Source organism: Amycolatopsis sp. NBC_01488 (genome assembly GCF_036227105.1).
In the GTDB taxonomy this organism is placed as follows: Bacteria; Actinomycetota; Actinomycetes; order Mycobacteriales; family Pseudonocardiaceae; genus Amycolatopsis.
This window is the reverse complement of the sequence record NZ_CP109434.1, coordinates 2,574,972-2,588,076: the sequence shown is the minus strand read 5'-3', so window position 1 is coordinate 2,588,076 and position 13,105 is coordinate 2,574,972. Positions and strand designations below refer to the sequence as shown.

At 68.9% G+C, this 13,105-nt stretch carries 16 protein-coding genes; 5 read left to right on the top strand and 11 right to left on the bottom strand.

From position 1 onward, the window contains the following. Window positions 1–12 precede the first annotated feature (12 nt). From OG738_RS12440 to OG738_RS12430, 3 genes are all read left to right on the top strand, one after another. Window positions 13–729: a dienelactone hydrolase family protein gene (locus OG738_RS12440; protein WP_329053775.1), complete on the top strand. Its 717-nt coding sequence runs from the start codon at window positions 13–15 to the stop codon at window positions 727–729. A 145-nt stretch (window positions 730–874) separates the two neighbouring features. Beyond that, window positions 875–1,630, top strand: a complete 756-nt coding sequence (locus OG738_RS12435; RefSeq protein WP_329053773.1) for a lytic polysaccharide monooxygenase — start codon at window positions 875–877, stop codon at window positions 1,628–1,630. 8 nt (window positions 1,631–1,638) lie between these two features. After that, window positions 1,639–2,160 carry a DUF305 domain-containing protein gene (locus OG738_RS12430; protein WP_329053771.1) on the top strand — a complete coding sequence of 174 codons (522 nt, stop codon included), beginning with the start codon at window positions 1,639–1,641 and terminating at the stop codon, window positions 2,158–2,160. 126 nt (window positions 2,161–2,286) lie between these two features. On the opposite strand, the gene OG738_RS12425 is transcribed toward OG738_RS12430, so the two are convergent. The 7 genes from OG738_RS12425 to OG738_RS12395 all read right to left on the bottom strand — a co-directional run bounded on the left by OG738_RS12425 (window position 2,287) and on the right by OG738_RS12395 (window position 7,922). Beyond that, window positions 2,287–2,712 carry a heat shock protein transcriptional repressor HspR gene (locus tag OG738_RS12425; RefSeq protein ID WP_329053769.1) on the bottom strand — a complete coding sequence of 142 codons (426 nt, stop codon included), beginning with the start codon at window positions 2,710–2,712 and terminating at the stop codon, window positions 2,287–2,289. 5 nt (window positions 2,713–2,717) lie between these two features. Next, window positions 2,718–3,890: a molecular chaperone DnaJ gene (gene dnaJ / locus OG738_RS12420; protein ID WP_329053767.1), complete on the bottom strand. Its 1,173-nt coding sequence runs from the start codon at window positions 3,888–3,890 to the stop codon at window positions 2,718–2,720. A gap of 36 nt (window positions 3,891–3,926) precedes the next feature. Then, a complete protein-coding gene (gene grpE, locus OG738_RS12415; protein ID WP_329053766.1) occupies window positions 3,927–4,634 on the bottom strand; it encodes a nucleotide exchange factor GrpE in 708 nt (235 codons plus the stop codon). After that, the gene (dnaK, locus tag OG738_RS12410) at window positions 4,631–6,502 is read right to left on the bottom strand and encodes a molecular chaperone DnaK (protein WP_329053764.1); all 1,872 of its coding nucleotides are present in this window, start codon (window positions 6,500–6,502) and stop codon (window positions 4,631–4,633) included. The genes grpE and dnaK overlap by 4 nt, the downstream gene beginning before the upstream one ends. 179 nt (window positions 6,503–6,681) lie before the next feature. Next, window positions 6,682–6,843, bottom strand: a complete 162-nt coding sequence (locus tag OG738_RS12405) for an alpha/beta hydrolase (protein WP_329053762.1) — start codon at window positions 6,841–6,843, stop codon at window positions 6,682–6,684. Window positions 6,844–6,888: 45 nt separating this feature from the next. Further along, window positions 6,889–7,122 carry a hypothetical protein gene (locus OG738_RS12400; RefSeq protein WP_329053761.1) on the bottom strand — a complete coding sequence of 78 codons (234 nt, stop codon included), beginning with the start codon at window positions 7,120–7,122 and terminating at the stop codon, window positions 6,889–6,891. A gap of 29 nt (window positions 7,123–7,151) precedes the next feature. After that, window positions 7,152–7,922, bottom strand: coding sequence for a DUF4097 family beta strand repeat-containing protein (locus OG738_RS12395; RefSeq protein WP_329053760.1), 771 nt, complete (start codon window positions 7,920–7,922; stop codon window positions 7,152–7,154). A 174-nt stretch (window positions 7,923–8,096) separates the two neighbouring features. On the opposite strand from OG738_RS12395, the gene OG738_RS12390 reads away from it, so the two are divergent. Further along, window positions 8,097–8,630 (top strand): YbhB/YbcL family Raf kinase inhibitor-like protein, encoded by a 534-nt coding sequence (locus OG738_RS12390; protein WP_329053758.1) that lies wholly within the window; start codon window positions 8,097–8,099, stop codon window positions 8,628–8,630. Window positions 8,631–8,679: 49 nt separating this feature from the next. Here OG738_RS12390 and OG738_RS12385 read toward each other — a convergent pair whose 3' ends face one another. The 4 genes from OG738_RS12385 to OG738_RS12370 are packed head-to-tail and all read right to left on the bottom strand — an operon-like array spanning window position 8,680 to window position 10,501. Beyond that, a complete protein-coding gene (locus OG738_RS12385; RefSeq protein ID WP_329053756.1) occupies window positions 8,680–9,114 on the bottom strand; it encodes a GNAT family N-acetyltransferase in 435 nt (144 codons plus the stop codon). A 28-nt stretch (window positions 9,115–9,142) separates the two neighbouring features. Next, window positions 9,143–9,589: a cyanase gene (gene cynS, locus OG738_RS12380; RefSeq protein WP_329053754.1), complete on the bottom strand. Its 447-nt coding sequence runs from the start codon at window positions 9,587–9,589 to the stop codon at window positions 9,143–9,145. Window positions 9,590–9,614: 25 nt separating this feature from the next. Continuing rightward, a complete protein-coding gene (locus OG738_RS12375; protein ID WP_285477525.1) occupies window positions 9,615–10,175 on the bottom strand; it encodes a TetR/AcrR family transcriptional regulator in 561 nt (186 codons plus the stop codon). Then, window positions 10,172–10,501, bottom strand: coding sequence for a DMT family transporter (locus tag OG738_RS12370; RefSeq protein WP_086671101.1), 330 nt, complete (start codon window positions 10,499–10,501; stop codon window positions 10,172–10,174). Before OG738_RS12370 ends, OG738_RS12375 begins: the two co-directional genes overlap by 4 nt. A gap of 153 nt (window positions 10,502–10,654) precedes the next feature. On the opposite strand from OG738_RS12370, the gene OG738_RS12365 reads away from it, so the two are divergent. After that, window positions 10,655–12,868 (top strand): (Fe-S)-binding protein, encoded by a 2,214-nt coding sequence (locus OG738_RS12365; RefSeq protein ID WP_329053752.1) that lies wholly within the window; start codon window positions 10,655–10,657, stop codon window positions 12,866–12,868. Window positions 12,869–13,105 lie beyond the last annotated feature (237 nt).

The window sequence follows — 13,105 nt, the reverse complement described above, 5'->3', positions numbered from 1 at the left end:
ATCTTCGCCGATATGGAGATGACTATTCCGGTTTCGGACGGCACGATCGGCGGCTACCTGGCGGAGCCGCCGGGCGAAGGACCGCACCCGGGCGTGGTGCTCATCCACGACGCGTTCGGGCTGAGCCAGGACACGAAGAACATCACCGACCGCTTCGCCGCCGAGGGCTACCTCGCGCTCAGCCCGGACCTGTACGCACGCGGCGGGATGCGCCGCTGCGTGCGACGCGTGTTCTCGGACATGTTCGCGAACCAGGGCCGGACGTTCGACGACATCGAGGCGTCCCGCGCGCTCCTGGCCGCCCGCCCGGACTGCTCGGGCCGGATCGGCATCGCCGGGTTCTGCCTGGGCGGCGGCTTCGCGCTCGTCGCGGCGTCACGCGGCTTCGAGGCGTCCGCGCCGTACTACGGGCAGCTGCCGAAGAACCTGTCGGTGCTCGACGACGCCTGCCCGATCGTCGCGAGCTTCGGCAAGAAGGACTTCTCGCTACGCGGCGCGGCGGCGAAGCTCGAGACGGCGCTCACCGAGCGTGAAATCCCGCACGACGTCAAGGAGTACCCCGGCGCCAGTCACGGGTTCGCGAACAAGATCGAGGTCGCGCCGCCGCTGAACCTGCTGCTCAAGGTCGTCGGGTTCACCTACCACCACGAAGCGTCCGAGGACGCGTGGCGCCGGGTGACGGCGTTCTTCGGCGAACACCTGCAGCAACCGGCCCGACCTTCGCACTGAGCCGAGCGGGCGAGCCTTTTCGCCGAATGGTCGTAGTTCGTTGACCGTTGTGCCCGAATCACCTTATGGTCTAGACCACATCTTTCCCGGATGTGCTCGTTCGTCCTCCCCTTGGAACAACGCTGTTCCCCCTCGAGGAGCCGAAATGACCTGGAAACGCAAGCTCTTCGCGGCCTCCGCCGGTGTCCTGCTCGCCCCGGTGCTGGTCGTCGTCCTCCCCGCCACCACCGCGAGCGCCCACGGCTACATCTCCGACCCGCCCAGCCGGCAGGCCAACTGCGCGGCCGGGAAGGTCCCGGACTGCGGCGACATCGTCTACGAGCCCCAGAGCGTCGAAGGTCCGAAGGGCCTGCGCAGCTGCGACGGCGGCAACTCCCGCTTCTCGCAGCTGTCCGACGAGTCCAAGCCGTGGCCTGCCAAGTCCGTCGGCACGACGGTGACGTTCAACTGGGTGTTCACCGCCCGGCACGCGACCGCGAGCTACGAGTACTACATCGGGAACACCCGCGTCGCGAACATCCCCGGCAACAACCAGCAGCCACCGGCGACCGTTTCGCACACGGTGAACCTGGCCGGCTACTCGGGCCGGGTGAAGGTGCTGGCGATCTGGAACATCTCCGACACGGCCAACGCGTTCTACAGCTGCGTCGACCTCCAGATCGGCGGAGGTGGCACGCCGCCGCCGACCACCACGCCGCCACTGACCACGACCCCGCCGCCCACCACGACCCCGCCCCCGACGACGACACCGCCGTCGAGCGGCACGTGGACGGCCGGCACGGCGTACAAGGCCGGTGACGTCGTGACGTACAACGGCGTGAGCTACCGCTGCCTCCAGGCGCACACGGCGATCGCGGGCTGGGAGCCGCCGAACACGCCTGCCCTCTGGCAGCGTCAGTGAGAGTGCTGATGGCCGTCGTCGGCCTGCTGCTGGCCGGTTGCAGCGCGACGGCGGCCCCGCCCGCCTACAACGCGGCCGACGTGATGTTCCTGCAGATGCTGATCCCCCAGAACCAGCAGGGCATCGACATCGTCCGCCTGGCGGCCGACCGGCAGCTCCCGGCACCCCTGAAGGAGCTGGCGGCGGCGATCGCGTCGACCCAGCAGACCGAGATCGCCGACATGCAGAACTGGCTGAAGGCGTGGGGCCAGCCTGAGACGATGGACCTGAACCCCCAGGCCCACGCGGCCCACGGCGGCATGAAGATGACGTCGCCGGACCTGGTGAGCGCGCTTCAGGCGGCTCCCGACGCGGAGTTCTCCCGCAAGTTCCTCGACGTCCTGTCCGGCCAGCAGCAGGGCGCGGTCGAGCTGGCCCAGACGGAGAACGGCACGAGCGGCGGGATCAACGCCCAGGCCCGCGACCTGGCGCGGCGGGTCATCGAGTCGCGGAGCGCCGAGGTCAAGCAGCTGTTGAACTTCAAGGTGTGACGTCCCCGCGGCGCGGACCGCGAGCAGCCTCTGCCCGGCTGCTCGCGGTCTTCGTGTATTCGATCGGCTGTGACGCACGAAGGCCTCCCCGAGAAGTTCGGGTAGGCCCTTCGGTGTGTCGAAACGTCAGCGGCGCTTGGGACGCCAGACCACCATCGCCGTCTGCTGGTTGAGCGGCACCAGGTCCCGGCGGTAGGACGCGTGCGCGGCCGCCACGCCCTGTTCGGCGGCCGCGTAAGCCGCGGCCAGCTCCTCGGTGATCTCCGACAGCCGGGCCCGCAGCGCGTCGACCTGGTTCTCCAGCTCGATGATGCGCTTGATCCCGGCGAGGTTGACGCCGTCCTCCTGCGACAGGCGCTGGACTTCGCGCAGCAGCGCGATGTCCCGCATCGAGTAGCGCCGCCCGCCACCGGCGGTCCGGCCCGGCGACACCAGGCCCTGCCGGTCGTAGGTGCGCAACGTCTGCGCGTGCATGCCAGCGAGCTGGGCCGCCACCGAGATGACGAACACCGGGGTCTCTTCGTCGCCCCCCTGGGGAATCCCGCCGAACATCCCACTCACCTGCCTTCGAGCAGCTCAGTGATCTCGGGCCGGGGGTCGTGCCCGGCCATCGACTCGGCGTACGCCTGCAGTGCTTCGCGCGCCTTGCCGTCCAGTTTGGCGGGGATCGCCGCCTGGAGGGTGACGAGCAGATCACCTTGCGAGCCGTCGCGCTTGGCGATGCCCTTGCCGCGCACGCGCAGCACCCGCCCGCTCGCGGTGCCCGGCGGCACCTTGAGCGAGACCTTGCCCTCGAGCGTCGGCACCGTGATCGTGGTGCCGAGCGTCAGCTCGGTGAAGTCGACCGGCACGGTGATCGTGAGGTCGAGCCCCTTGCGCCCGAACAACGCGTGCGGAGCCACGTGCACCCGGACGTACAGATCGCCCGCCTGCGCGCCACCCCGGCCCGGTTCGCCTTGGCCGGCCAGCCGGATCCGCTGGTCGTCGTCGACGCCCGGCGGGATCCGGACGGTCAGCGTGCGCGTCCTCGTGCTGACGCCTTCGCCACCGCACTCCGGGCACGGGTCGTCGATGATCGTCCCGCGGCCGCGGCAGTCGCGGCACGGCTCCGAGAACGCGAACGCGCCCTGGCTGCGGCTGACCAGCCCCGAACCACTGCAGGTCGGGCAGGTCCGCGGCGACGTCCCCGGCTTCGCGCCGTTGCCGCCGCACGTCGAACAGGTCGCCGGGCTCGACAGCCGCAGCGGCAGGGTCGCGCCCTTGACCGCCTCGACGAAGTCGATCCGGACGTCCGTCTCGACGTCGGCGCCGCGCTGCGGCCGGTTCGCCGTCGCGCCCGCCGTCGTCCGGCCGCGGTTGAACAGCCCGCCGAGGATGTCGCCGAGCCCGCCGAAGCCGCCCTGCTGACCGGCGCCGGCCTGGCCGAAGATGTCGCCGACGTCGAAGCTGCCGGTGCCGCCGCCACCGGGGAAGTTGAACCCGCCCCCGGCGCCGCCGAACATCCGCCGCGCTTCGTCGTACTCCTTGCGCTTGCTCGCGTCGGAGAGCACGCCGTAAGCCTCGGAGACCGCTTTGAACTTCTGCTCCGCCTGCGCGTTGCCGGAGTTCGCGTCCGGGTGGTTCTCCTTGGCCAGCTTGCGGTAGGCCTTCTTGATCTCGTCCGCGGTGGCGTCGGAGGAGACGCCCAGTTCACGGTAGAAGTCCTTACCGATCCATTCCCGTGCACTCATCGGGCGTCTCCTCCTCCCACTTGAGCCGGATAATGCTTACTGTTGCTGGTCATCGAGGCGTTCGCCGAGTGGCAGCTCGCCACCGGCGGACGGGTCCACCGGGGCCGCGCCGGGCTCGTGGTCGGTCACGCCGACCAGCGCCGCCCGCAGTACGCGGTCCCCGAACCGGTAGCCGCGGCGCATGACCACGGTGACCGTCGGGCCCGCCACGTCCGGCGAGGTGTTGTGCTGCACGGCCTCGTGCACGCTCGGGTCGAAAACCTCGCCTTCGGCGCCGAACGACTCGAGCCCCGCGCGCTGCAGGCCGCTGATCAGCTTTTCGCCGACGGCCTTGAACGCGCCGGTGAGGTCACCGTGCTGCTCGGCCCGCTCGAGGTCGTCGAGCAGCGGCAGCAGGTCGTTCACCACCGTCGCCTTGGCGCCGAGGACGACCGCCTCGCGGTCACGCTCGACGCGCTTGCGGTAGTTGGCGTACTCCGCCTGCAGGCGCTGGAGGTCGGCGGTGCGCTCGGCCAGCTCCTTCTCGACGTCGGAGACGACCGACACCGAATCGTCCACAATGGATTCGCCGAGCGAGGGGCCCGCGTGCTCCACGGGCGCCTCCTCCGGCTCCGGCGCCGCGTGGGCCGGACCGGGCGGGCGGACCTGCCCGGTCTGGGGGTCCACCCGCCGCCGATCCCGCACGACCACCGGCTCCTCGGGGCCGCGGCCCTGGTTCTCGGATTCGTCGTAGCTGTGGGTCACTTCTTCTCGTCCTCTTCGACGATCTCGGCGTCCACCACGTCATCGGCCTTGGCCTGGCCGCCGGCCGCACCGGCGTCGCCGCCGGCTGCCCCCGAAGCGCCGGCCGCACCCGCGGCAGCGTCAGCGTTCGCGTTGGCGTACAGGGCGGTGCCCAGCTCCTGCGAAGCGGTGTTCAGCTTCTCGATCGACTCGCGGATCTTCGCCGAGTCGGTGCCCTTGAGCGCCTCGTTCGACTCGTCGATCGCGGACTTGACCTTGCCCTTGAGGTCCTCGGGCAGCTTGTCGTCGTTGTCCTTGAGGAACTTCTCGGTCTGGTAGACCAGCGTCTCGGCCTGGTTGCGGGTCTCGGCCTCTTCGCGGCGGGTCTTGTCCTCCTCGGCGTGCGCCTCGGCGTCCTTGACCATGCGCTCGATGTCGTCCTTCGGCAGCGCGGAGCCACCGGTGATCGTCATCGACTGCTCCTTGTTCGTGCCCAGGTCCTTCGCGGTCACGTGCACGATGCCGTTGGCGTCGATGTCGAAGGTGACCTCGATCTGCGGCACGCCACGCGGGGCCGGCGGGAGACCGGTCAGCTCGAACATGCCGAGCTTCTTGTTGTGCGCGGCGATCTCGCGCTCACCCTGGAACACCTGGATCTGCACCGACGGCTGGTTGTCGTCCGCGGTGGAGAAGATCTCCGAGCGCTTGGTCGGGATCGTGGTGTTGCGCTCGATGAGCTTGGTGAACACGCCGCCCTTGGTCTCGATGCCCAGCGACAGCGGGGTCACGTCCAGCAGCAGGACGTCCTTGACCTCGCCCTTGAGGACACCGGCCTGCAGCGCCGCGCCGACCGCGACGACCTCGTCCGGGTTGACGCCCTTGTTCGGCTCGCGGCCGCCGGTCAGCTCCTTGACCAGCTCGGCGACGGCCGGCATGCGGGTGGAACCACCGACGAGCACGACGTGGTCGATGTCGCCGACGGAGATGCCCGCGTCCCGGATGACGTTGTTGAACGGCGCCTTGGTGCGGTCCAGCAGGTCCGAGGTGATCTTCTGGAACTCGGCGCGCGAGAGCTGCTCGTCGAGGAACAGCGGGTTCTTGTCGGCGTCGACCGTGATGTACGGCAGGTTGATGCCGGCCGAGTTCGAGCTGGACAGCTCGATCTTGGCCTTCTCCGCCGCCTCGCGGATGCGCTGCAGCGCCATCTTGTCCTTGGTCAGGTCGATGCCGTTCGTGGCCTTGAACTTGTCGACCAGCCACTTGACGATGCGCTCGTCCCAGTCGTCACCACCGAGGTGGTTGTCACCGGAGGTCGCGCGGACCTCGACGACGCCCTCGCCGATTTCCAGCAGCGAGACGTCGAAGGTGCCGCCACCGAGGTCGAAGACCAGGATGGTCTGCTCCTTCTCGCCCTTGTCCAGGCCGTACGCCAGCGCGGCGGCGGTCGGCTCGTTGACGATGCGGAGCACGTTCAGGCCGGCGATCTGCCCGGCCTCCTTGGTGGCCTGCCGCTGCGCGTCCTCGAAGTACGCCGGGACGGTGATCACCGCGTCGGTGATGGTCTCGCCCAGGTACGCCTCGGCGTCACGCTTGAGCTTCATCAGCACCCGGGCGCTGATCTCCTGCGACGTGTAGTTCTTGCCGTCGATCTCGGTCTTCCAGTCGGTGCCGATGTGCCGCTTCACGGACCGGATCGTCCGGTCGACGTTCGTCACGGCCTGGTTCTTCGCCGGCTGACCGGTCAGCACTTCGCCGTTCTTGGCGAAGGCGACGATCGACGGGGTGGTCCGGGAGCCTTCCGAGTTGGCGATGACCGTCGGCTCGCCGCCCTCAAGGACGGCGACGACCGAGTTGGTCGTGCCGAGGTCGATGCCGACCGCTCGCGCCATGGTGCTTTCCTCCTGTGTAAGCCTGCTCGGTTCGTGACCTGCACGTTCGTCCTCGCCTTGAGCGAGGCCGTGGCAAGTTTAGTCGGGCCTTCGTGCGTCCCGTCAAGTCGGACTTGAGTCGACTGCACTCAACCTTCGTACCCAGCCTAACGAGCCGGTCCGGGTTCTTGTTCCCGGGTTCAGCGGCAGATGTGACCCCGAGCCGGTGTGACGCCGCTCACCAGGTAGTTGACCTCGGCCTCGCGGGCGCACGCCGGGGTGAACAGCCCGGTGTGGCCGTCGTCGGCGCGGGTCAGCAGCGCCGCCGGCGCACGTCCATGATCTGGTTCCTCCCCCTGCACGCCGTCCTTCGGCGTGCCTCCTTCCTAACAGCGACCTCCGACAGTTCAGGAGCGGCGGCCGGTCCAGGAGGAGAGGAAGAAATCAGGGTTTCCTTGCTGTACGACGACTTCCGCCGGAGTACCAACCCAGGAAGTCACTCGATAGTGGGAATCCGCGGCGACCGGCACCCCCTGCGCCGGCGCCGCGGACCTCTCCCCCCGCGTGACCCCCACGATTCCGAACATCGCGACGGCGCCCAGCAGCGCGGCCGCCAGCACCCGCCGTTCGATCTTGCGCATGGTGAAATGCCCCCGTGGTAAGGAAAAGGTCAGGCCGCGCGGACCGTGACGCTGCCGCTCTCGGTCGTCAGGTCGAGCGTGTTCGGCGCGGAGCCGTCGGTCGGGACCTCGACGGTGCGGTGCCCGCTGTCGCTGTCGCCGACGACGCGGTACGGCCCGCCCGGCACCTCGACGTCGACGCTGCCGCTGTCCGCCTTGATCTTGACGTTGTTGGCCTGCTTCAACGTGAAGTCGACGCTCCCGCTCGACGACGTCACGTCGACCGGCCCGCGCACGTCGGACGCCTTGATGGTGCCCGAGTCGGCCTGCACCTGGACCTCGCCGACGTCCGACAGGTCGATCCCGCCGCTCTCCAGCCGCAGCTTCACCAGGCCGGGCACGTCTTCGACGCGGGCGTGGCCGGAGTCCGACTGGACGTCCACGCTCGCCACCCCGGCGACGTCGAGGCCGCCCGAGTCCATCCGGCCGGTCACCGGCACGCCCGCGGGCACGACCACCTCGAAGTCGGCCGAGCAGTTGTTCCCGCAGCCGGTCAGCACGAGCTGGTCGCCGTCGACGTGGAAGAACGTCTCGCCCGGCTTGCTGCGCCAGTGGTAACTGACCTTTTCGTGCACCGTCGACGGTCCCGTGCCGGTGCGGATCTTCACCGACCCCGAGTCGCCTTCGAGCTTCACGCTGTGGATGGCCTCCGAAAGGGTCTTGGTGTTCTCGAAGTCCGATCCCCAGCCCCAGCCGAACGCGGTCGCCAGGCCGACGCCGATCAGGACGATGCCACCCAGAGCCAGAAGCGGGCGCGCCATGGTCGTTGGTCCCCTCAGTGATGTTTCCTCTGCGTGAGAAACGGTATGGCCAGGTGCGAGGACGGCACATGGGGGTAACCCCCCGAAAGACCCTGAGATCCGTCCCTGACACGCGGGGGTGGCTCAGGGGGCCTAGCCTGGCGCCAGGCTCCAGTTCCGTGATCAGGAGGATCCATGCCGCAAGCACCCGGCCCGTACGAATCCCTGCCCGACGTGCCGTCCTTCACCGTTCGCAGCAGCGATGTCGCCGACGGCGAAACCCTGGCCACGCCCCACCTCTCCGGCATCTTCGGCGCCGGCGGCGAAGACCGTTCGCCGCACCTGGCCTGGGCCGGCTTCCCGGCGGAGACGAAGAGCTTCGCGGTCACGTGCTACGACCCGGACGCCCCGACGGGCAGCGGGTTCTGGCACTGGGCGGTGTTCAACCTCCCGCCGTCGCTGACGGAGCTGCCCTCCGGCGCGGGCGACGGTTCCGGCCTCCCCGAAGGAGCGGTCACGCTGAAGGGCGACGGCGGGGTCAAGCAGTACCTCGGCGCGGCGCCCCCGCCCGGGCACGGCCCGCACCGTTATTACTTCGCGGTGCACGCGCTCGACGTCGACAGGCTGGACGTGCCGGAGGACGCGACGCCCGCGTTCCTGGGCTTCACCATGTTCGGCCACACCTTGGCTCGCGCGGTGATCACGCCGGTGTACGAGAACAAGGGCTGAGTTCCGTGAGCGGGCCCGGCACCGGGACGGATCGGTGCCGGGCGGCGCTTCAGCGCAGGGCTTCCTGGTTGACGCCCTCACGCTCCAGGTAACGGCCCTTGGTGTGCTCGCCGAAGCCGAACTGCCGGTACAGCCCGTGCGCGTCGGCCGTGTGCAGCATCCAACGAAATCCCGCGCCGGGCCCGTTGTCGATCATCTCCCGCACGATCTCCTTGCCGAGACCACTCCCGCGCGCCGAGTCGACGACGAACACGTCGGCGAGGTAGGCGGACGAAACGCCGTCGGAGAAGGCACGGGCGAACCCGACCATCGAACCACCGCGGTAGGCGCCGACGACCCGCCACGAGCCGTCGATCGCGGCCTCGACCTGCGAACGCGTGCGCCAGCGGCCCCAGTAGGCCTCGGTGGAGAGGAACTTCCACACCACTTCGAGGTCCAGCCGCGTGCGATCGTCGTCGAGTTCGTAGTCACCGAAGGTCCGCATGACCGGCAAGCTAATCCACGGCCCGGGTTCAGCCCCACTGATATTTCAGGAACTTCCCGTCCAGCGTGACGACCACGCGCTCGCCGCCCGGGTCTTCGCGGCGCGAGACGTCGAGCTTGAAGTTGATCGCGCTCATGATCCCGTCGCCGAACTGCTCGTGGATCAGCTCCTTGATCGTCGGCCCGTAGACCTGGAGCACCTCGTAGAAGCGGTAGATCGTCGGGTCGGTGGGCACCACGTCGGCCAGCGCGCCACGCGTCGGCTGCAGGCGCAACGCCGCCTCGGCGCCGTCGTCCAGCTCCAGGATCCGCGCGGCCTTCGCCGCCAGCTCGGCCGGCACCGGGTGCTGCCCGAGCAGCGCGGACGTCGTCCACGCCAGGGGCGCGTCCAGGGTCTGCGCGAGCTCGGCCCAGGTGAGCCCGAGGCGGGTCTTGGCGGCCAGGACGGCTTCGGCGGCTTCCTGTTTCGTCGTCATGCGCCGACGGTAGAGCTGCGGTGTTTCACCGAGGTTTCAGCAGGTAGTCCACGACCGGGCGCAGCTCGTCCGCGGACGGCGGCTCGTCGTCGATCAGGCCCTGGATCAGCAGCCCGTCGATGCCCGCGAGGAACACCCGGAACGCCACCTCGTCGTCGTGGCGGACCATCGACGTCAGGACGTCCAGCCAGCGACGCGCGGCCGGACGCAGCTCGGGCTTCCGCGCCGCCAGGAGATAGAGCTCGTACTCGGCCATCGTCCGCCCGCGCCGCGGCCCCAGCGCCTCCGCGAGCAGGCCCGCGACCTCCTCGGCGCCGCGGGAACCGCGTGACCGCGCCCGGTCGATCATCCAGTAGACCTCGGTCGCCATGTCGCGGGCGCACGAGATGAGCGTCGCGATCAGCAGGTCGTCCAGCGACGAGAAGTGGTACGTCGTGGACGTCGTCGGCACGCCGGCCTCGGCCGCGACGATCCGGTGCGTCACGCCCGCGACGCCGTCACGCTCGATCACCCGCAGCGTCGCCTCGATGATCTCCGCGCGCCGCTTGTCGCCGCGGGCCTTGCGGCCGTCGACCTGCAGTTTCACGTCGACGCACTCCCGATCTCGATCAGCACGACACCGCCGATGACCAGCGCCAGCCCGGCGATCATGGCCGCGTTGACCGGCTCCTTCAGGAACACGACGCCGACGATCGCCACCAGCGCGACGCCGGCCGCGGCCCAGATCGCATACGCGACGCCGATCGGCAACCCCATCTTCAGGACGTACGACAGCGCCACGAAGGCCACGGCGTACCCGGCCACCACGACGATCGACGGCCCGAGCTTGGAGAAGCCCTCGGAGAGCTTCAGCGACACCGTCGCGGAGACCTCGGCGGCGATCGCCAGCGCGAGCAGAAGGTACGCACCCATAGGGTGAAAACTACCTGAACGATCGTCCCGAAACAAAGAGCGACGTACACCACATCGGTGGGACTTAGGGCCACTCAACGGGTTACTCATCAGTAAGGAAGGTTAGTCTCCCGGCACCACCACAGTTCTTTCCGGACGAAAGGCACCCGAACGATGGGCGCTCTGCAACTGACGCTCGGCGGGATCTCCGTCGTGCTCGGCCTCGTCGCCTGGGGCATGTTCGCCGCGACGATCGCCCGTTTCGTGCGGGTGATCCGCCTCGGGCAGCCCGACTCGACGCGCAACGGCCCCTTCACGGCGCGCATGACGACGCTGATCAAGGAGTTCGCCGCGCACACGCGGATGAACCGCAAGCGCAGCGTCGGTCCGGCGCACTGGCTGGTCATGTGGGGCTTCCTGCTCGGCTCGCTCGCCCTGTTCGAGGCCTACGGCGAGGTCTTCGTCCCGACGTGGGGCTGGCCGGTCCTCGACGACTTCCCGCCGTTCCAGCTGCTCATGGAGCTGCTCGGGGTCGGCACGATCGTCGGCATCCTGGTGCTGATGGCGATCCGCCAGCGCAACCACCCGCGCCGCGCCGACCGCCAGAGCCGCTTCCAGGGCTCCAACTTCAAGTGGGCGTACTTCATCGAGGCCGTCGTCCTGATCGAGGGCATCGGCATCATCGGCGTCCGCGCCGCGAAGTCCGCGCTGAACACCCACGAAGGGCCGCTGTGGGCGTCCTTTGTCTCGAACCCGATCGGCCAGCTGCTGCCCGCCAGCCCGAACCTGGTCACGGTCTTCGCGTTCGTCAAGCTGATGAGCGCCACGGTCTGGCTGATCGTCGTCGCCCGCACGATGACCATGGGCATCGCCTGGCACCGGTTCAGCGCGTTCTTCAACATCTACTTCAAGCGCGAGGCCGACGGCGGCGTCGCACTGGGCGCGCTCAAGCCGATGATGAGCGGCGGCAAGGTCCTCGACCTCGAGGAAGCCGACCCGGACGAGGACACCTTCGGCGTCGGCAAGATCGAGGACTTCAGCTGGAAGGGCTGGCTGGACTTCTCGACGTGCACCGAGTGCGGCCGCTGCCAGGAGCAGTGCCCGGCGTGGAACACGGGCAAGCCGCTGTCGCCGAAGCTGGTCATCACGCAGCTGCGTGACCACGCCTACGCGAAGGCGCCGTACCTGATGGCCGGCGGCAAGCGGGACATGGCCGGTGACGAGGTCGGCCTGTCCGGCGACGACATGTACGCGGGCATCGACGTCCTGGCGATCGCCGAGTCGCAGAAGGCCCTGATCGGCGATGACGGCGGTGTCATCGACCCCGACGTCCTGTGGTCCTGCACCAGCTGCGGCGCGTGCGTCGAGCAGTGCCCGGTCGACATCGAGCACGTCGACCACATCGTCGACATGCGCCGCTACCAGGTGATGATCGAATCGTCGTTCCCCAGCGAGCTGAACGGCATGTTCAAGAACCTGGAGAACAAGGGCAACCCGTGGGGCCAGAACGCCAAGGACCGGCTGGCCTGGACCGAAGACCTCGACTTCGAGGTGCCGGTGTTCGACGGCGACCTCGGCGACACCGAGTACCTCTTCTGGGTCGGCTGCGCCGGCGCGTTCGAGGACCGCGCGAAGAAGACGACACGGGCGGTCGCGGAGCTGCTGCACATGGCGGGCGTCAAGTACACCGTGCTCGGTTCGGAGGAGTCCTGCACCGGTGACCCGGCGCGCCGCGCGGGCAACGAGTTCCTGTTCCAGATGCTGGCACAGCAGAACGTCGAGATCCTGAATTCGGTGTTCGAAGGCCGTGAGCGCAAGGCGCGCAAGGTCGTCGTGACCTGCGCGCACTGCTTCAACACCCTCGCCAACGAGTACCCGGAGCTGGGCGGCCAGTTCGACGTCGTGCACCACACGCAGCTGCTCAACCGGCTGGTCCGGGAGAAGCAGCTGGTGCCGGTGGCCCCGGTCGCCGAGGACGTCACCTACCACGACCCGTGCTACCTCGGCCGCCACAACAAGGTCTACGAGGCCCCGCGCGAGCTCGTCGGCGCGACCGGCGCGCGGCTGCGCGAGATGCCGCGCCACGGCGACAAGTCGATGTGCTGCGGCGCCGGTGGCGCGCGGATGTGGATGGAAGAGAAGATTGGCAAGCGGATCAACGTCGAGCGCGTCGACGAAGCCCTCGGCACCGCGCCGTCGAAGATCGCGACGGGCTGCCCGTTCTGCAAGGTGATGCTGAACGACGGCCTCACGGCGCGCCAGGCCGACGGCGGCGCGAGCGAGAAGGTCGAGATCGTCGACGTCGCGCAGATGCTGCTCGAATCGGTCAAGCGCAAGCCGGAGCCGAAGCCGATCGCTCTCGGGGTGCCGTCGCTCGCGCAGGAGTGACGCGGGAAGTGCGCACGGCCCCGGTCAGGACTTCCTGGCCGGGGCCGTTTTCATTGCCGGAAAACGCAGGCGGTGCCATTCACACCGCCGCTTCCCGTATTTGTAGCCGCCGAGCTACTGGTTGTCACCAGCCTTGACATACGACCGCTAGCTGGGATTTTGTCACGGCAATCGATTACCCGAATAATGTTCATGATATTCACCGAAATGGCCCATCACGCCAAGAACAAACGTTGG